Source organism: Leadbetterella sp. DM7 (assembly GCF_040829825.2).
Taxonomy (GTDB): Bacteria; Bacteroidota; Bacteroidia; order Cytophagales; family Spirosomataceae; genus Leadbetterella.
In genome coordinates, this window is record NZ_JBFOLH020000011.1 from 135,000 (window position 1) to 153,375 (window position 18,376).

Here is an 18,376-nt window from a genome sequence, read left to right on the forward strand (position 1 = left end):
AAAAGCAAGTGAGGGCACTGAAAGATGCAAATCAGTGAAATTGATAAGAAAATTATTGACTTCAGCCGTAAATCTCACAAGGGAATCCGAAAATTGTATAATAAGCCTGTGCCGGATTGTGTTGAAATTTGTAGTGAAATAAATTCTGACACAAAAAGGAACGTTTCCGGTCTACAGTATGGGTACACAAAAATTTTTTAAGAGATCTCTTTTAACGGGGCTGATCCTGACTGCACAGCTGGCTTTTGCACAGCAGGTGGTGCCTTACGAGTTATATTTAAGCGATACCACCGTTAATTATGCCGGTAAACTCAAAAGGGCTATTGCGGCTAACGGGCAAATTCCCATGCCCACCCTTGAATTTACTGAGGGCGATACGGCGGAGATCGTGGTGCATAACCGGCTGAAAGAAAGTACGGCTATTCATTGGCATGGGGTATTTTTGCCGAATAAAGAAGACGGTATCCCCCATTTAACCCAGCAGTCCATTCAGCCGGGGGCTTCGTTTACTTACCGCTTCCCCATCATCCAGAACGGTACGCACTGGTACCATTCCCACGCCGGCCTGCAGGAGCAGATCGGGATGTACGGCAGCTTTATTATGCACAAAAAGGCCGGCGATAAGACGTTCCGGAAAGGAATAGATGATCTTCCTGCTGTGCCGGTCATATTAAGCGAGTGGACCAATCTCAAACCGGAAAACGTGCACCGGATGCTGCATGCGGCCAGCGACTGGTTTGCCATAAAGAAAGGATCTACCCAAAGCTACGCAGAGGCCATCCGCCAGAAACATTTCAACACCAAGCTCACAAACGAGTGGAAACGTATGCTGGCCATGGATGTAAGTGACGTGTATTATGAAAAAGTGCTGATGAACGGAAATCACGTTACAGAACTGAAAAGCGTGGACGGTAAGCCGCTTAAAGCCGGCGATAAGGTCCGCCTGCGCATCTCTAACGGCGGGGCTTCTTCTTACTTCTGGCTCCGGTATGCCGGCGGAAAAATGAGCGTGGTGGCCAGTGACGGTAATGATGTGGAACCGGTGGAAGTAGACAGGCTGCTCATTGCTGTATCCGAAACGTATGATGTGGTACTTACCCTTCCTGAAGACGGCAAGGCCTATGAATTTATGGCTACCACGGAAGACCGCACCCAATCAGCCAGCTATTTTATCGGCAACGGCACCCGGCAGCCTGTGGGTGAGATGCCCCGCCTGAAGTACTTTGAGGGCATGAAGATGATGAACGACATGATGAAAATGAACGGGGATCTGGATGATATGGGCATGAGTATGTCATTGCAGCAAATGGATATGAATACCGTGATGTATCCCGAAGCTTCCGGCGGGGGACACGATGGCCATGCGCATTCTATGGATAAAAATCACGGTATGCATGACCGGGTGACGCTGAATTATGCCATGCTTCAGGCACCCCACAGCACGGCGTTTCCCAAAGATGCCCCGGTCAGGGAGCTGAAATTTACACTTTCCGGGAATATGAACCGCTATGTGTGGAGCATGGATAACCGCATCCTGGCTGAGACGGATAAGATACCGGTAAAAAAGGGTGAGGTGCTGAGAATCACCATCTACAATAACTCCATGATGCGCCACCCCATGCACCTGCACGGGTTCGACTTCCGGGTAGTGAACGCCCACGGTGATAAAGCGCCGCTGAAGAACGTCATTGATATTATGCCCATGGAAACCGATACCCTGGAATTTCAGGCCAATACGGAGGGCGACTGGTTTTTTCATTGCCACATCCTTTACCACATGATGGCAGGAATGAACCGGGTGTTTGACGTGGGCGATTATCAAAATCCCTACGTGCCAGACAGGGCAAAAGCCTACCGTACCCTGCAGCGGGAGCACAATATGCCTCACCTGATGGCTCAGAGCGACTTTGCCACGAACGGTATTGACGGTGACGCCATGCTGATGAATGCCCGTTACAGCCTGGGTACGGAATGGCGCCTGGGCTATAACGACATGCACGGTTACGAGGTGGAAACGCACCTGGGACGGTATATCGGCAGGATGCAGTGGCTGATGCCGTTTGTGGGTTTTGACTGGCGTTACCGCAAAATGGGAATGGACCCGCACGAGAAAAACTGGTTTGGGCAGGTCAATAAAAAAGATGACCGGGCGGCCGTGAGCTTGGGATTCATATATACCCTGCCCATGCTGGTGAATGTGCAGGCAGAGGTGTATCACGACGGCCTCCTGCGCCTGTCACTGATGCGGGAAGACATCCCGGTTTCCCGGCGGATAAGGGCGGGTTTTATGGTGAATACCGACCAGGAGTATATGGCTGACCTGCGGTATATCCTTAACCGGAACATGGGTATCCGGGTACATTATGATAGTGATATGGGATTTGGTGCGGGCCTATCGCTGAATTACTGAGGCCGGTACCGTTACCCCAGCCTGAACAGGATCACGCTTACCAGCCCGGCCAGGATGGTCCATTTGCACAGGTCGCTCAGGCGGGAGAAGTGGGTCTTCCTGTCGGCACGCATAATGAATACCAGCAGTATGGCCCAGAGCGACAGCAGGATGCCCGAAAACAGCCGTATTTTGATGTCTGCCACCTTGTACATGAAGAAAAACATGGAAACCAGGAAGGCGGCCATCAGCAGGTAAAGCAGGTTTTTGGTTTTGTGAATGCCGTAGAGAATAGGCAGGGTTTTGGCCCCGTGCAGCTCATCGCCCTGTATGTCTTCCATGTCTTTGATGATCTCCCGGATCAGGTTAATGAAGAAGGCGAACACGGCATACATGTAAATAAGCCGGTTGCCGGGGTCATAGATGAGGGCAATTTCGGCAATGACCAGCGCAGTCAGCAGGGCTACCACCAGGTTACCGATAAACGGCTTCTTCTTGAAACCGGATGCGTAAAACCAGAGCAGGCCCACACTGAATACATTGATCAGTACGGCCTTCCAGCCTATGGGGAAAGCCAGGATAACGCCCGCGCTGCTGAAAACCTGGTGGATCAGCAGGGCATTTCTGCGGCTGATGATCTTCCCGATCCACACCCGGTGGGGCTTGTTGATGCGGTCGATCTTGATATCGAAATAATCGTTAATAATATAGCCTGCCGCCGCAATAAGCACCGTGGTAAAAACCAGCAGGTGAAAATGAAGATCGGTTTTCCAGTGAAACGGAAGACCAAAAACCAGGAATATCCTTACCATATACTGGGTAACGGCCACGATAACCAGGTTTTTCCAACGAATAAGCTTAAGGAAAGATTTGATAGGCTTGTAACGGTTTTGGTTTCCAAAGTTAATAACGAATAATTACCCTATGGAATTATTTGGGCCGGATTATACGTTTAACAAGGAAAGAACGAATACATGAAGATCGGAATTGTATGTTATCCTACTTTTGGCGGAAGCGGTGTGGTAGCAACGGAATTGGGCAAGGCACTGGCGCAAAAAGGACATCAGATTCATTTTATAACCTATGCCCAGCCCATACGGCTCGATTTCTTCAGTGAAAATATATGGTATCATGAGGTAAATATTTCGTCCTACCCGCTGTTTCAGTACCCGCCGTATGAATCTGCGCTGGCAGGCAAGATGGTGGATGTGGTGAAATACGAAAAGCTGGATCTCCTGCATGTGCATTATGCGATACCGCATGCCACTTCGGCCTTCCTGGCCAAGCAGATCCTGAAGCAGCAGGGCCTGGATATCCCGGTGATCACCACCCTGCACGGTACAGACATCACCATTGTAGGCAAAGATCCCTCGCTGCGGCCTATCATTACCTTCAGCATAAACGAGTCAGACGGGGTTACGGCGGTATCCAATGACCTGCGGCAGGAGACCATTGACGCTTTCTCCATTCACAAGCCTATCCGGGTCATTTACAATTTTGTAGACCTGGAACGTTTTTATAAACAGGAAAAAGAACATTTTAAACGCTTTATCTGTCCGAACGGCGAAAAGCTGCTGGTGCACGCCTCCAACTTCCGGAAGGTGAAGCGTATAGAAGACGTAATCCGGGTGTTTGCCCGCATACGCGACGTGGTGCCCAGCAAGCTCCTGCTGATAGGCGACGGTGAAGAGCGCCAGAATATGGAATTGCTGAGCCGCCACCTGGGCATAGCCGAAGACGTGCGCTTCATTGGTAAGCTGGAAGCAATGGAAGAAGTACTTTCGGTAGCCGATCTGTTCCTGATGCCTTCTGAAAAAGAGAGCTTCGGACTGGCCGCCCTGGAAGCCATGGCCTGCCAGGTACCGGTGATCTCCAGCAATACCGGCGGACTGAGCGAGCTGAACATCAACGGCGTCACCGGTTTCCTGAGCGACATCGGCGACATAGAAGATATGGTACAAAAGTCTTTGTACGTATTAGACGAGAAAAACCTCGACGGGTTTAAGCAGCGGGCCCTGGAACGTGCCAGGGAGTTTGACATGAACGTGGTGGTTTCGCAGTATGAAGAATATTATCAGCAAGTAGTAAAACAGTTTTGTGACACAGCCTGCAGCAAGGCGTAACAGGGGCGGTTAATGAAGGAATTAGCATATCTGAATAAATATTTCCTGAAGTATAAAGGACTACTTTTACTGGGCATACTCTTTACCGTTATATCCAACCTGTTCGGGATCATCCCGGCGCAGATCGTACGGCATGCCCTGGAGCTGGTAGAAACCAACGTAGATCATTATTTTCTTTTCCGGCACTCCGGCTTTCAGCCGGTAACGTACAAGACCCTTACGTTTGGCATTACGGTGCTGGGCGGCCTTATCATCCTGATGGCAATCATCAAGGGCGTATTTCTTTTTGCCGTACGCCAGACCCTCATCGTGATGTCGAGGCACATTGAGTACGACCTGAAGAATGAGATTTATGCCCATTACCAGACGTTACCACTGGCCTTCTTCAAAAGAAATTCTACCGGCGACCTGATGGCCCGTATCAGCGAAGACGTATCAAAGGTGCGCATGTACCTGGGCCCGGCCATTATGTACCTGCTGAACATGTTTGTGCTGGTGGTGCTGGTGGTGAGCTATATGTTTTCGGTAAATGCCCGGCTGACCTGGTACGTGCTGATCCCGCTTCCTCTTTTATCGCTCAGCATTTTTATTGTCAGCAGCATCATTAACCGGCGGTCGGAACGCATCCAGAAAAGCCTGGCCAACCTGTCGACCAACGCCCAGGAAACCTACTCGGGTATCCGGGTGATCAAGTCTTTTGCATCAGAGAATAAATTCTACGAACAGTTCGAAAAAGAGAGCCTGAAGTACCAGTATGAGTCGCTGAAGCTGGCGCGGGTAGATTCCATGTTCCACCCGCTGATGATTTTCCTGATCGGTTTGAGCACCATTATCTGCGTGTTTGTGGGCGGGCAGGAGGTAATTGCCGGCAAGATATCGCTGGGCGTGATCGCCGAGTTTGTGATGTACGTATTTATGCTGACCTGGCCCATGGCCGCCCTGGGCTGGACCTCCGGGCAGATTCAGCGGGCAGCGGCTTCACAGAAACGGATCAACGAGTTTCTTAACCTGCAGAACGACATCCTGCCACACCGGAACATTCCGGTAGATGTGCAGGGAAATATCAGCTTCCGGAATGTATCTTTTACCTACCCGGATACGGGAATCCGGGCTTTGGATAACATATCGCTGGATATCCGTGCCGGGGAGAGTGTGGCCATTATCGGTACCACGGCTTCCGGGAAAAGTACCCTGGCCAATCTCCTGCTGAGGCTGTACGACATTGAAGAGGGACAGATCCTGATCGATGATGTGGACCTCCGCGACCTGGATCTTTCGTACTACAAGGCCCAGGTAGGCTATGTAACGCAGGAGGTGTTCCTGTTCTCGGATACCATCAGCAATAATATCCGGTTCGGCCGCGAGGAGGCCAGTGACGAAGAGGTGCTCAATGCCGCCCGCGATGCCGAGGTATATAAGAACATTATGGATTTCCCCGACGGCTTCAATACCAAGGTAGGAGAGCGGGGAATTACCCTTTCAGGCGGGCAAAAGCAGCGGGTGTCTATTGCGCGGGCCATCATTCGCGAGCCGCGCATACTTATTCTCGACGACAGCCTGTCGGCCGTAGATACGGTTACTGAAAACAACATACTGAACAACCTGAAGCGGATCATGGCCGGCCGGACCACGATCCTTATCTCGCACCGGGTTTCGAACGCCCGGCTGGCCGATAAGATCATTCTCATGGATGAAGGGCGGATAGCCGACACCGGAACCCATGAAGAATTGCTTCAGAAAAGCGGCCTGTATGCCGAAATTTACGAAAAGCAGGATGCTCAGGTTCTGGAATCGTAAGTCCCGGGCGCGTTTTCAGGGATCAATAGCTCCTTCAAAAACATTGATACGGTTCAGGTACTTCCCGGCGGTTTTCAGGTAAATGTGTGCAGGAACGGATTGCTCCATGTCGGTATCTTCCAGCAAACGCGAGTTGTCAAATACCTGGTTGAGCTCTATAAAATGGATATAGGGCTCCAGTGCATACAGCAGGATTCTCAGGTTGGTATTGTTGCCGAAGTTTTCCACCCAGTACTCCAGGTAATGGCTGAAATTAACCAGCGGACTGTCTTCCGGGAGGAGCCCGGTGCCTTTGGTCCACTTTTTCATATCGGCCAGTAATTTTTTATCGGTAAACCGGAAAGGCGGTTTTTCCGGGAATTCGTCTTTTATGGCCTCCGTAGATAAATAAGGCGTGCTGCAGGCCTTTTCACCCGATGAAATATGATAAACCCGGTATTTCCGGGCAGGATTAAATACCAGCTTTATAATGGCCTGCGAAACGTAGTCGACCGGTACAATATCAATTTTACTGTGGGCATTGGCCGGAACCAGCCTCAGCTCGTTTAAAGTGGCCAGCGCCCATAAGATCACGTACGAGCGGGGTACCCAGTTCCTGGTGTCGCCCATGATGATGGAGGGCCTGACCACCAGTATTTTGTTTTCGGGGAGGTACTCTTTCAGCAGCAGCTCGCCCGTCATCTTGGTATACGAATACTTCACGAGGTGCTTTGCCGACAGGTCGGGCGACATGTCTTCAGTCACGTGATTTTTGACCAGCGAGCCGCAGATGGTGGCTGTGCCCACGTAGGTGAACAGGTTCAGCGAGGGCAGCGACTGCGCCCAGCTGAGAATCTGCTTCAGTCCGCCGATATTGATCTTCTCTACCAGGCTATCGTAAATTTTTGAAAAGGAAGTGTTGGCCGCCGAATGGATAATGATGCTTACCCCGTTCAGCCGGCTGTCGGCTTTCAGGTTTTCGGCCAGGTAGTCATCGGCCAGGTCGCCGGTGACCGCTATAATCTTATCCCGGTCAAACGGGTCATTGTGCAAATCAAAAACCTTTTTGATCCTGGCCAGGGCGTTTTCTTCATTTGCTGACCGTACAAGGCAGAATATTTTATCAATATCTTCTCTTTTCGACAAGTCAACAAGCAATTCTCCTCCTAAAAAACCGGTTACACCGGTTATAAAAATATCCATCTGTTATATGATTTAATCAAAAAACTCCAAACCGATTACTCCCAGGAGAATAAGCAGCAGCGATACAACTTTTACCGGTGTGACGGGCTCATCCAGGAAGAAGATCCCCACCAGTGTCATAATGAAGATGCCGGCACTGGCCCAGATGGCATACGCCACGCTGGTGTCCATTTTTTTTATGGCAAGAATGAGACAGCCCAATGCCAGGGTGTAAAAGAATACAACAAAGAAGATAGGCAGCAGCTTGGTGAATCCTTCTGATCTCTTCATAAAAACCAGGGCGATTATCTCAAACGAAATGCCCATAGAAAGCCAAACCCACTTCATTTACTTCGAAATTTAGATTCGCCGGTGCCCCTGTATTAACTGCATGTGCCGCCGTACGTTTTTCCATGATTTGGAAAGCCGCAAATTTCGGAAATACCGTGCCCCGAAGCCGTTAGAGATGCTTTAGAAAATTATTAGAATTTTATTAGAATCAGGCCAGGTTCTTCAATCTGACCGTAAAAACGGAACCCTGTGCTACTTCTGAGGTAACGCTGAGGGTGCCGCCGTGAAGATGGATGATGCGCTGGGTGAGCGAAAGGCCTATCCCGTTTCCTTCGGCAAATTTTTTATTCTCTCCGCGGAAAAAAGGAGTGAATATCTGGGTGAGATCGTAGGGAGCAATGCCGATGCCGTGATCAATAAAACGCAAGCTGATCATTTCTTTTTCAAATGAGATTTCCACGGTACACTTGTTGTCGTCTGAAAACTTGCAGCCGTTTTCGAAAAGGTTACTGAACGCGGCTTTCAGCAGGTACTCATTGCCATTGACACAGATTTCTTCGTCGGTTTCAAAATGATTTTCGAAGTGAATGTCCATTTTGTACTCGGGATTGGTCAGGTGCACCTGCCGGAGGGCATCAAGCAGGAGCTCATCGATGCGTAATTCGCGGAAAGCAATTTCAGACGGGTCGTAGCTTGCCTTGGCCAGGTCAAGCAGGCTGTTTAAGAGGCGCGCCAGCTTTTTGGTGTCTGACAGCACATTCTGTATGGCCAGCTTATATTCATGCACGGCCCGGTCTTTGTTACCCGAAAGCTCCAGCTCGGTTATAATAGCGGCCAGGGGTGTTCTGAGCTCGTGCGAGATGTTGGAAACAAATTGCTTCTGGGCTTCAAACGAGCTTTCCAGGCGCACCAGCATTTCGTTGAAGGTGTTGGCCAGCTCGGTGAGCTCATCTTTGTTGCCGTTGCTTTTGAGGCGCAGATCCAGGCTGGTAGCTGAAATGATACGGGCTTTTTCGGTCATTTCCTTTACCGGTGCAAAGGCTTTTTTGGAAAAGAAATACCCGGCAATGTAAATGAAGAGAATAGAAATGACAAATACAATGGCGCTGTTCTGCAGGAGCTTGTTGAGCTTGTGGTAGCCGTCCCAGTCTATGGCTGTAGCGGTGAGAATATAGATTTTCCCCCTGAAATCATAGCGCTGGCCAATGGCCTGGCGTTTCCCGAGGTAAAAGCGCAGCTCGTTATCCTGCAGTACCTGGCGGATCATCTCCGGTGTTTCTTTAACAAAGTCTACATTTTCTGCATCGTGGTACAGTAAATTAAACGAGGTGTCGTAGATGGCTACTTCCGCTTCGTTCAGGATTTTGCTGTTGGTATGGTAAATATCTTTCAGCACCTGCTCTTCTACATCCGTATTGAAAAAGAGGTTGGCTTTGGTTACCGCTTCTTTCCGGAGCGAGGTGTAGAAGGCCTCTTCCCGGTCTTCCTGGGCCGAAATATAGATGATGCCGGCAAACACAAATAAGATGGTTGCCGTAATCAGCGTAAACAATATGGTGAGGCGGGTACGAATCTTCATTATTCAGCCTTCAAAATAAATCCCATCCCTGTTTTGGTGTGAATCAGCTTTTTGTTAAAGTCTTTGTCTATTTTTTTACGAAGGTAGTTAATATAGACGTCAATAAAATTGGTGCCGGTATCAAAGTGTGTATTCCATACCTTATCGGCGATCTCTGCCCGGGGCAACACCCGTTCGGGGTTTTGCATCATGTATTTCAGCAGGCTGAATTCCTTTGGGGTGAGGTCTATTTCCGTGCCGTTTCGTTTTACAGACCGGGTCCGGAGGTTCATTTCCAGGCCGGCGTAATTCAGGCTGTTTCCCGGCTGTGAAGCCGCACGGGCATTCCGCTTCAGCAATGCCCGTATGCGGGCCAGCAGCTCACGCATTTCAAAAGGCTTGACCAGGTAGTCGTCGGCTCCTGCATCAAAGCCTTCTACTTTGTCGTCGGTAGTTCCGAGGGCGGTCAGCATGATGATCGGGATGCCCGATTTCACCCGGTTGATCTCCTTGCACAGGTCAAGGCCATCCATTTTGGGCAGAATAATGTCTGTTATGACCAGGTCGTAGTCGTACTGCGAAGCCAGTTTCTTTCCTGTAAGCCCGTCGTAGGCAAGTGTTATCTCATAGCCCTGTTCTTCCAGTCCTCTTTTAATGAGTTCCGATACCCTTTCGTCGTCTTCAACAATCAATATACGATGCATTTCGAAAATTATAGCCCTGTAAATTTAAAAAGAAAAACGGAACATACCGCCAGGCATCGTTTTGCGTGTACTTTCCGTATTTACAATAAACCGGCTGAGAGAAGACAGCCCGATGGGTTTTTACTTTCTGTTGGTTACATTTGTCATGACTAAAGCACCGATTGAGTATAAGAAAAAACAGTAAACCGGATTTGGAAAGCATCATCAAGGGGTGCAAGGACGGAAAAGCTTCCGCCCAGAAGATCCTGTTTGAAAATTTTTACGGGTATGCTAAAAAAATATGCCTGAGATACGGTTCTGATTATGCCCAGGCGGAAGAAATGGTGAACGACGCCTTCCTGAAGGTATTTAAGAATATTCACAGTTTTAACGAGACGCAGAATTTCCCGGCATGGTTTAAGACCATCACCGTACGAACCTGCATTGATTATTACCGGAAGTTCAGCCCCAAGGTGGCTCTTGTAGATGTGCAGGAGATGCCTCACCTGGAAGGCAGCCAGGCGGAAGTCGTGGATCAGCTCAGCGCAGAAGAGATCCTGGAGCTGGTGCAGAAGTTGCCGCCTTCTTACCGGACGGTGTTTTCGCTTTTTGTAATAGACGGCTATTCGCATGCCGAAATTGCGGAAATGCTGAATATCAATGAAGGTACTTCGCGGTCTAACCTGGTGAAGGCGCGCATGAAGCTTCAGGAATGGATTAAATTGTATGCAGCAGATAAAGTAATGAAATATTGATATGTCTGAGAAAGATTTTGATAACCGGATCCGCAAGAAGCTGGAATCGCTTCAGACGGATTATACCCCTGAAGCCTGGGAGAGTTTCAGGAAGTTATTGCCGGTGCCCTGGTATATAACTTTTTTAAAGACCTACGGCGGCTGGATCTTTGGCGGGATCTCTTCACTGGCCCTCTTGTTTAACCTTTTTTATAACGCAAAACCCGGATCATCTGAAAAAACCGATACCCTGACTACTGTAGAAGAAAGAATACCGCAAGCGGAGATCCGCTACCGGACCGATACGGTATACCGCACCCAAACCGTGTATAAGTATATATACCGCGACAGGCCCCCGGTGGTTTTTGCCGGGGAAGTACCGGTCGGCGGGGGGCGTTCTGAAACCGGGATATACCCGGACACTGCCGTTTTAACCCGGCCGGCTTTTACCGGTCTGCCTGTGTATGCGCAGGAAGAAAATACGGCCCGGGAGCCGGAGAAGGCCGTTCGCAAAGCTGAGAAAGATACCCTGGTGATAGCGGCCGGAACCCGGCCGTCAGCCGCACCCCGGCATAAATTCTGGCCCAATTTTAACGTGAAACCCGGCGTGGAAACCGATTATATGGCCGGGAACAATGCCTTTTCTTTCGGGCCGCTGGTAGAGATCTTCCTCAAAAACCGGTTCAGTGTAAGCACAGGCGTTTCCATAGCCAACAGCTCGGCCATGTCGTTCCCGGTGGTGAAAGATTTTAACAAAGATACCGGTAAGAATTTTGAAGATAATTACCAGCCGCCCAAGCCCCCCAACCCGGGATCGGGCATACGCGACATCACCATTGAGACTTCGCGGATACGCATGCCGCTCTATATGAGCTACTATGTGCCGCTGACCTACCGGCTTGATTTCCTGATCAGTACAGGAACAAGGCTGGATCTGAAGGTTTCGGAGAATATTTCGTTTACGAACGATGGCTTTAAAGACAGCCCGTACCAGAACATGGAGAACCGTTACAAGCCCAAGATTTTCAATAATCTTTATTACGGAATGGGTATCCAGTACAGGTATGGCCGGATAAACGGGCAGCTGGCTCCGTATTTTGAGTTCCCGTTTTCAAAGCCCACTTACCTGATCTCACCGAATAAATTCGGGATCAATGCGGCACTGAAGTTCTCATTGAAGTAGAGGTAACCGGGTTTAGCTCCTGTGCGAAGATTTACTGGTGCTGAATGGATTTTACGCTTCGACCGATCCTTTGAGCTTGTAGCGCTCCTGCCGCAGATCCACGTTGATCTCAAAACCGAGGATCAGGATCAGGCAGATCAGGTAGATCCAGACCATGATGGCGATCAGCGTACCGATAGAGCCGTAAAGCTTGTTGTAGGAACTGAAGTTTTCAAGATAGTAGGAAAACAGGTTGGTGGCCAGGATGCACAGTACTGAGGCAAACACAGCACCGAAATTAAAGAACCGGATTCTCTTATGAATAGCCGGGGCAAAGTAATACAGGGAAGCAATGCCGAAGTAAAAGATGAAGAAGATGGAGATATACCCCAGGGCGTGAATGGCCAGCAGGTTAAGCTGCGAGTTGAACAGGCCCTGGCCGGCAAGGTAATTCAGCACAATTTTTCCCACAATCAGGATGATGACCGCGCATACCAGCACAAAAACCAGGATCAGCAGAACCAGCGCGGCCGTACCCCGCGAGCGTACAAAACCCCGGCTCTTTTTTTCTTCCAGTGATCCGTTAAATGCCCGGGTAAGCGAGTTGATGCCGTTGGTGGCGGCGTAGAGTGAAAAGATAAAACCGAAAGAAAGGATATCGCCCCGGGGCCGGCTGATGATCTCGTAGATGGTCTGAGCCACCACATCGTAGAGCCCTTCCGGCATAAGATTACGGCTGAAATCCATAATCTGGATATCGAGGTGGTCGATAGGAATGTAAGGAATCAGCGTGAAAAGAAACAGGATAGCCGGGAAGACCGCCAGGAGAAAGCTGAAAGCCACCGATGTGGCCCGTTGGTCAAGATCAAATGTAACAATATTACTCCACAGGATTTCGAGGAACCTGTACACCGAGATATCCGAGCCGAAAAGATGAACGGTGCTCAGGTAGTTCTTTACAGGTGCCAGTATTTTTTTTATCCGGTTTCGCATGCAAAGTGGGGTTGTAGTTTTTTTAGAATGATACCGGGACAGGGAATGATCTTCCGCGTGGTGCTGTCAAGAAAGACCAATGTGGTTCTGCCCACATGAATGAGTGCCTTTTCTTCGTTCCGGATTTCAGAGGTAAAGATAATCCTTGTTCCCGGAAGTGTCTCCAGTTTACAGTTAATTTCGAGCAGCTCGTCGTATTGAGCAGGCCGGATATACCTCGAATTGTTCTCATAAACGGGCATCCATACCCCGCTTTCTTCCAGGTCGCGGTAGCGTACGCCCAGGGCACGCAGGGCTTCTACCCGGCCTATTTCGTAGAGCCGGGGGTAATTTCCGTAATACATGTAGCCCATCTGGTCTACATCGGCATAGCGAACCCGGTAATCAGATATATGACTGTACATCAGCGTATTCCTCTCTGGTTTAGCGCAGTCTGGTATTTTTGCGCATTTTTCAGGTGCTCGGTAAAGTTCTCGGCAAAATTATGGTAACCCGAGAAGTCTTCTCTGGCACTGAAATAGGTATAATTATGTTGCTGGTAGTTCAGTACGGCGTCAAGGGCCACACGTTCCGGCAGGGCAATAGGCCCCGGAGGCAGCCCGGTGTTTTTATACGTATTGTAGGGCGAGTCAACGGCCAGGTGCTTGTGCAGAATGCGCTTCAGGCTGAAGTCGCCTACGGCAAATTTAACGGTTGGGTCGGCCTGCAGGGGCATGCCCAGGGCAAGCCGGTTGATATATACCCCGGCCACTACCGGCATTTCGTCTTTTTTATTGGTTTCACTCTGAACAATAGAGGCCAGCGTGCCTACCTGGTCAGGGGTAAGATTAATGTGCCGGGCCTGGCTGAGCCGCTCTTCGTTCCAGAATTTTTTGTATTCGGTTTGCATACGCTCCAGGAACTCGTCAGGCGTAACGGTCCAGTAAATGAAGTACGTATCGGGCAGGAACATATTCATGATGGTTTCTTTGTTGAAGCCCAGCTCGTGCACTACGGTGTCGCTGTTCAGCTTGTCTACCAGTACCTGCGGGTCAAAGGCCAGCCGGTTCCCGATTTTCCGGGCCAGGTCATCCTTGGTACGGATGTTGTTAAAGGTTAGCTTAACGGGGTCCTGCCGCCCGCTCAGCAACTTGGAAATGATGGTGTTGTTTGAAGAGTTGGGCGGAATTTCGTACCGGCCAGGCTTAATGTTATCGCGGTAGCCTTTATGCCTGGTGAGAAAGCCGAAGGCAATTTCATTATGGATCACCCGGTGGGTACGCAGGGTGTCAAGAACCGTATCGTAGGTAGATCCTTCAGGTATGTACAATACAAATTTCTCTTTGCCGTCTACGTTCAGGTTCGGGCTGGAGTATACCTGCCAGAAGTAAAAGGCAAATGAGGCCACTATGGTGGAAAAGAGCACCAGGGCGTATGCAAAAAGTTTTCTTTTCTTACTCATGAAGGGTTGAAATTAAAGTGTCTTCCGTAACCGGGGTCTGTGTACCCGTGATCATGTTTTTCAACAGGTAGGTTTTTTGGGCTATTTCTTCCGGCCCTGCAATAAGAACGAAAGGAATGCCTTTTTTATCGGCATATTCGAATTGCTTTTTTATTTTGGCGGCATCGGGGTAGATCTCGGAACTTATTTCGTGTTTCCGGAGCAGCGAAAGAAGCGCGAGGCTGCTTTTCAGGGTTTCTGCGCTAAAACAGGTGACCATAACGCGGGTAGAAGAATACCCCAGCTCGGCCGGGAACAACGAAAGCTCTTCCATCACATCGTAGATCCGGTCAACCCCCAGCGATATCCCCACACCGGATACGCCCGGAACGCCGAAGCTGCCCGTAAGGTTATCGTACCGGCCCCCGCCCGATATGCTGCCTATGCTTACACTCAGGGCTTTTACCTCGAAAATAGCACCGGTATAATAGCTCAGACCGCGGGCCAGCGAGGGATCAAACTCAATGCGGGCGTTGTCCAGGCCCAGCTCTTTTACCAGGGTCCAGATGCTTTCCAGCTCATGCACACCGAGCAGGCCCGTTGGGGAGCCGCTAAGCCATTCTTTCAGGTAAGCAAACAGGTCTCCGGCGTCTTCAAGGTGAAAAAGAGGCTGCAGGTTCCGGATATTTTCTTCCGTAAAACCTCTTTCCATCAGCTCGGCTTCCACCTTTTCTTTCCCGATCTTATCCAGCTTGTCAATGGCTACGCTCAGTGCGGCTTCTTTCCCGGCAGCACCGATGGCCTCGGCAATACCGGCCAGTATTTTGCGGTTATTGATTTTTATCACAAAATCAGCAATGCCCAGCCCGCTGAAGACCTCGTGCAGCATCAGTACGATCTCGGCCTCGCAGATGAGCGAATCGGTTCCTACCACATCGGCATCGCACTGGTAAAATTCGCGGTAACGGCCTTTCTGCGGCCGGTCGGCCCGCCATACGGGTTGAATCTGGTACCGTTTGAAGGGGAGGGCCAGCTGCTGGCGGTTCATGGCCACATAGCGGGCAAACGGAACGGTCAGGTCATAGCGCAGTCCCTTCTCAGATACTTTTTTGAGCACCTCTTTAGGCCCTTTGGCCAGGTCTTCGGGCGTAACATCTTTGACAAAGTCGCCTGAATTGAGAATCTTGAACAAAAGCTGATCCCCTTCTTCTCCGTATTTGCCCATCAGCACCGAAAGATTTTCAATAGAGGGCGTTTCTAACGGGAGAAACCCGTATTTCTTATATACTTTTTTAACGGTGTCAAAAATAAAATTTCTTTTGGCCATCACTTCCGGACCGAAGTCGCGGGTTCCTCTGGCCAGACCGGGTTTAGACATATTTGCTGGTTTAAAAAATCTTTCAAAAATAGCCTATTACGGCTAATGGGTCTATACTCTGCTTTAAACTTTCCGGAAAATGTTACGTATTCGCATAAAATATCGGGTGATCGGCGGATTTATGCGAAAAGATGTCTATCTTTGCACCTCGAAATTCAAAAATGGATCACCATGGGAGTTACTCAGTTAAAAAGAAAGAGCAGAAAGAACAGAGCGGTAGCGAATAATAAAATTGCAGCTATCAAAAGACTTACCTTAACACCTACAATTAAGAAAGTCACTGTTGAAGAACTTAAAGCTGAAGCAGCAAAGTAATCAAAGCCCTATTTTTTAGGGCTTCTTTCTATCTTCAATTTGGAATTCTGGAGATTTTGTGAGGCTCTCCTGATCAGGGCATTCTGCCGCTTCTTATAATATTTTCTTGCTTTTATCTGGGAACTGAGCACCAGCGCTTTCCCCATCACCAGCAATCCTGTTAATGTCAGCACCAGTCCCAGGATGATCATAAATATCCAGGTAGGCTTGTGATATCCCTCAAATAAGCGGAACCACGAAAACGCAAACAGGCATTGCCCGATAATAAAAAGGCATGCACCCCCTGCCGCATTCAGCCATGACCTCTGCCGGAGGCTTAAACTCTTTATCATCCGCTGGCCCGGAGCCTTTTTATATTTTACTAACATAAATTAAATCTGTAGTTTTACGGTGCAACGCATCTTAGTATTGCAAATTTAAGCAAATCGTTAATTATATTTAAATAAAACATGGATTTTGAACGGGTTTATGACCGGAAGAAGGACGGAAGCCTCAAATGGAACAAATATAATGAGGAGGTAATTCCGTTATGGGTGGCCGATATGGATTTTGAAGTGGCTGAACCCATACGGGCCGCTGTGCAGCGGTATACCGATGCGGGAATTTACGGCTATGCCATGCCACCGGCAGCACTGGCCGGTACGGTGATCAGCTGGCTCCGCAGCCGCTATGGCTGGGAGATCGAAAAGGAGTGGATCGTGTGGCTGCCGTCGGTTTTATCGGGTTTGGGTACGGCCGCCCGGTATGTTTCAGCGGCTCCCTACGGAGTGATGACGTCTGTACCGGTTTACCGGCCTTTCCTGGATATCGGCAGCGCTGAAGGGCGCCGCCTGCAGGCCGTTCCCCTGAAAGCAGAAGGGTGGACAATGGATTTCGATGCCATGGAAGCTGCCCTGACCGAAGATACACGGGTGTATATCCTCTGCAACCCGCATAACCCTACCGGCCGTATGTACAGCCGCGGTGAGCTGGAGCAGCTGGCTGATTTCTGTTTAAAGCACGATATTTTTATCCTCTCCGATGAGATCCATGCCGACCTCACGCTTGATCAGCACAGGCAGCATATCCCGGTTGCTTCGCTGTCACCGGAGGTAGCGGCTCAAACCTTCAGCTTTTTCTCTGCCGCCAAAGCGTTTAATATACCGGCCCTCAATTCGGCTTTTGCCGTTATCCCGGATGCCCGGCACCGCGAAGGATTTGATAAAATACGCCTCCATACTGTTCCGAATATGACCCTGCTGGGCGGCGATGCCTGCAGGGCGGCTTTTGCAGAATCCGGCGGGTGGCTGGAAGCCGCCCTGGATTACCTGAGGGCCAATCATGACTTCCTGTATGAGGAGATCAACGCTATTCCCGGTTTAAAAATGAACAGGGCAGAGGCTACCTACCTGGCCTGGATCGATTATTCGGAAAGCGGCATACCCGATTTTGCCGCCTGCCTGGAAAAATACGGGGTGGGAGTGATGGAAGGTACCGTGTTTATGGGTGAAAACCATATCCGCTTAAATTTTGGTACTCAGCGTCATGTGCTGGAAGAGGCCGTGCGGCGTATCCGGACGGCCGTGGAAAATCGCGGTTGAGTTCCGGGAAGGCCGGTGCCTGTGACAGGAGAAGAGCCGTCAGGAGGTGCCGGCTGCTGAAATATCGTTAAATGCTTCTTCTGATTCAAAACGCAGGCGTTCTCTGGTTACGGGATGCGTAAATTCGAGGTAAGCGGCATGAAGGTACAGGCGGTCAGCGGCCGTGCCGTAGAGGTCGTCGCCCACAATAGGCGCATTTAAACCGAGCTGATGAGCGGCATGCATGCGTAGCTGGTGGGTGCGGCCGGTCAGCGGGTAGAAATGTACTTTTGAAAGGCCGTTCTGCGTAGAGATCAGCTCCCAGCGCGTAACGGCTTTTTTGCCGTGCTCAAAGCAAACCAGCTGCCGGGGTCGGTCGTCAAAATCGCCTCTCAAGGGCAAATGAATTTCACCGCCGGCTCCTGGCGGCTCTCCTGCCAGCAGGGCCGTGTATCTTTTGACTACGGTACGTTTCAGGAATTGCCGCTGGATGTGCCTGTGCGCTTCTTTGGTACGGGCCACAACCAGCAGGCCGCTGGTAGCCATATCGAGGCGGTGAATGATGAGTGGCTCACGGTTGAGCCAGCGGGTTTTGAGACGGCTGTATACCGAGTCTTCTATATGAATGCCCGGAACGGAGAGCAGGCCAGCCGGCTTGTCGATCACGATAAAATGCTCATCTTCATAGGGATATTCAGTAAATAGAATTGAAATCGGTTGTTGAATAATTTTTTGACAGCCGATTTTGTTTTTTTAAAGAAATGCTAGCCAGAGATTTTGCTGATGGGATACTATGTTGTTGTCAAGGGCCTT

18 protein-coding genes are annotated in these 18,376 nt (G+C 49.8%); 7 read left to right on the forward strand and 11 right to left on the reverse strand.

The window, feature by feature from the left end; all coding sequences use genetic code 11:
• Nucleotides 1-178: 178 nt before the first annotated feature.
• Nucleotides 179-2,410, forward strand: coding sequence for a multicopper oxidase domain-containing protein (locus AB2U10_RS13310; protein ID WP_367915066.1), 2,232 nt, complete (start codon nucleotides 179-181; stop codon nucleotides 2,408-2,410).
• An 11-nt stretch (nucleotides 2,411-2,421) separates the two neighbouring features.
• Here the strand turns inward: AB2U10_RS13310 and AB2U10_RS13315 are convergent, their stop codons facing one another.
• Complete coding sequence (locus AB2U10_RS13315) at nucleotides 2,422-3,297, reverse strand: geranylgeranylglycerol-phosphate geranylgeranyltransferase (protein WP_367915087.1); 876 nt, start codon at nucleotides 3,295-3,297, stop codon at nucleotides 2,422-2,424.
• Nucleotides 3,298-3,363: 66 nt separating this feature from the next.
• Here AB2U10_RS13315 and bshA point away from each other — a divergent pair, with 66 nt between their 5' ends.
• Nucleotides 3,364-4,512 carry an N-acetyl-alpha-D-glucosaminyl L-malate synthase BshA gene (gene bshA / locus AB2U10_RS13320; RefSeq protein WP_367915067.1) on the forward strand — a complete coding sequence of 383 codons (1,149 nt, stop codon included), beginning with the start codon at nucleotides 3,364-3,366 and terminating at the stop codon, nucleotides 4,510-4,512.
• Between the two features lie 12 nt (nucleotides 4,513-4,524).
• A complete protein-coding gene (locus AB2U10_RS13325) occupies nucleotides 4,525-6,309 on the forward strand; it encodes an ABC transporter ATP-binding protein (protein ID WP_367915068.1) in 1,785 nt (594 codons plus the stop codon).
• Between the two features lie 15 nt (nucleotides 6,310-6,324).
• On the opposite strand, the gene AB2U10_RS13330 is transcribed toward AB2U10_RS13325, so the two are convergent.
• From AB2U10_RS13330 to AB2U10_RS13345, 4 genes are all read right to left on the reverse strand, one after another.
• Nucleotides 6,325-7,491, reverse strand: a complete 1,167-nt coding sequence (locus AB2U10_RS13330; protein ID WP_367915069.1) for an SDR family oxidoreductase — start codon at nucleotides 7,489-7,491, stop codon at nucleotides 6,325-6,327.
• Nucleotides 7,492-7,503: 12 nt separating this feature from the next.
• The gene (locus AB2U10_RS13335; protein ID WP_367915070.1) at nucleotides 7,504-7,818 is read right to left on the reverse strand and encodes a DMT family transporter; all 315 of its coding nucleotides are present in this window, start codon (nucleotides 7,816-7,818) and stop codon (nucleotides 7,504-7,506) included.
• A gap of 151 nt (nucleotides 7,819-7,969) precedes the next feature.
• Nucleotides 7,970-9,340: an ATP-binding protein gene (locus AB2U10_RS13340; RefSeq protein WP_367915071.1), complete on the reverse strand. Its 1,371-nt coding sequence runs from the start codon at nucleotides 9,338-9,340 to the stop codon at nucleotides 7,970-7,972.
• The gene (locus AB2U10_RS13345; RefSeq protein ID WP_367915072.1) at nucleotides 9,340-10,023 is read right to left on the reverse strand and encodes a response regulator transcription factor; all 684 of its coding nucleotides are present in this window, start codon (nucleotides 10,021-10,023) and stop codon (nucleotides 9,340-9,342) included. The genes AB2U10_RS13340 and AB2U10_RS13345 overlap by 1 nt, the downstream gene beginning before the upstream one ends.
• Before the next feature lie 191 nt (nucleotides 10,024-10,214).
• On the opposite strand from AB2U10_RS13345, the gene AB2U10_RS13350 reads away from it, so the two are divergent.
• Both AB2U10_RS13350 and AB2U10_RS13355 read left to right on the forward strand, forming a co-directional pair.
• On the forward strand, nucleotides 10,215-10,757 hold the full coding sequence (locus AB2U10_RS13350) for an RNA polymerase sigma factor (RefSeq protein WP_367915073.1): 543 nt from the start codon (nucleotides 10,215-10,217) through the stop codon (nucleotides 10,755-10,757).
• Nucleotide 10,758: 1 nt separating this feature from the next.
• Nucleotides 10,759-11,919, forward strand: coding sequence for an outer membrane beta-barrel protein (locus AB2U10_RS13355; protein WP_367915074.1), 1,161 nt, complete (start codon nucleotides 10,759-10,761; stop codon nucleotides 11,917-11,919).
• Nucleotides 11,920-11,970: 51 nt separating this feature from the next.
• Here the strand turns inward: AB2U10_RS13355 and AB2U10_RS13360 are convergent, their stop codons facing one another.
• From AB2U10_RS13360 to hisS, 4 genes are read right to left on the reverse strand one after another with little or no spacing between them, the layout of a single operon-like run.
• Complete coding sequence (locus AB2U10_RS13360; RefSeq protein ID WP_367915075.1) at nucleotides 11,971-12,891, reverse strand: YihY/virulence factor BrkB family protein; 921 nt, start codon at nucleotides 12,889-12,891, stop codon at nucleotides 11,971-11,973.
• Nucleotides 12,876-13,295 (reverse strand): acyl-CoA thioesterase, encoded by a 420-nt coding sequence (locus AB2U10_RS13365; protein ID WP_367915076.1) that lies wholly within the window; start codon nucleotides 13,293-13,295, stop codon nucleotides 12,876-12,878. The genes AB2U10_RS13360 and AB2U10_RS13365 overlap by 16 nt, the downstream gene beginning before the upstream one ends.
• Nucleotides 13,295-14,332, reverse strand: a complete 1,038-nt coding sequence (gene mltG / locus AB2U10_RS13370) for an endolytic transglycosylase MltG (protein ID WP_367915077.1) — start codon at nucleotides 14,330-14,332, stop codon at nucleotides 13,295-13,297. The genes AB2U10_RS13365 and mltG overlap by 1 nt, the downstream gene beginning before the upstream one ends.
• The gene (hisS, locus tag AB2U10_RS13375; RefSeq protein ID WP_367915078.1) at nucleotides 14,325-15,689 is read right to left on the reverse strand and encodes a histidine--tRNA ligase; all 1,365 of its coding nucleotides are present in this window, start codon (nucleotides 15,687-15,689) and stop codon (nucleotides 14,325-14,327) included. The genes mltG and hisS overlap by 8 nt, the downstream gene beginning before the upstream one ends.
• A gap of 171 nt (nucleotides 15,690-15,860) precedes the next feature.
• On the opposite strand from hisS, the gene AB2U10_RS13380 reads away from it, so the two are divergent.
• Nucleotides 15,861-16,004: a hypothetical protein gene (locus tag AB2U10_RS13380; RefSeq protein WP_367915079.1), complete on the forward strand. Its 144-nt coding sequence runs from the start codon at nucleotides 15,861-15,863 to the stop codon at nucleotides 16,002-16,004.
• An 8-nt stretch (nucleotides 16,005-16,012) separates the two neighbouring features.
• On the opposite strand, the gene AB2U10_RS13385 is transcribed toward AB2U10_RS13380, so the two are convergent.
• A complete protein-coding gene (locus AB2U10_RS13385; protein ID WP_367915080.1) occupies nucleotides 16,013-16,372 on the reverse strand; it encodes a hypothetical protein in 360 nt (119 codons plus the stop codon).
• An 81-nt stretch (nucleotides 16,373-16,453) separates the two neighbouring features.
• On the opposite strand from AB2U10_RS13385, the gene AB2U10_RS13390 reads away from it, so the two are divergent.
• Nucleotides 16,454-17,584 (forward strand): MalY/PatB family protein, encoded by a 1,131-nt coding sequence (locus AB2U10_RS13390; protein WP_367915081.1) that lies wholly within the window; start codon nucleotides 16,454-16,456, stop codon nucleotides 17,582-17,584.
• A 39-nt stretch (nucleotides 17,585-17,623) separates the two neighbouring features.
• Here the strand turns inward: AB2U10_RS13390 and AB2U10_RS13395 are convergent, their stop codons facing one another.
• Nucleotides 17,624-18,229, reverse strand: coding sequence for an RluA family pseudouridine synthase (locus tag AB2U10_RS13395; RefSeq protein ID WP_367915082.1), 606 nt, complete (start codon nucleotides 18,227-18,229; stop codon nucleotides 17,624-17,626).
• Between the last annotated feature and the right edge of the window lie 147 nt (nucleotides 18,230-18,376).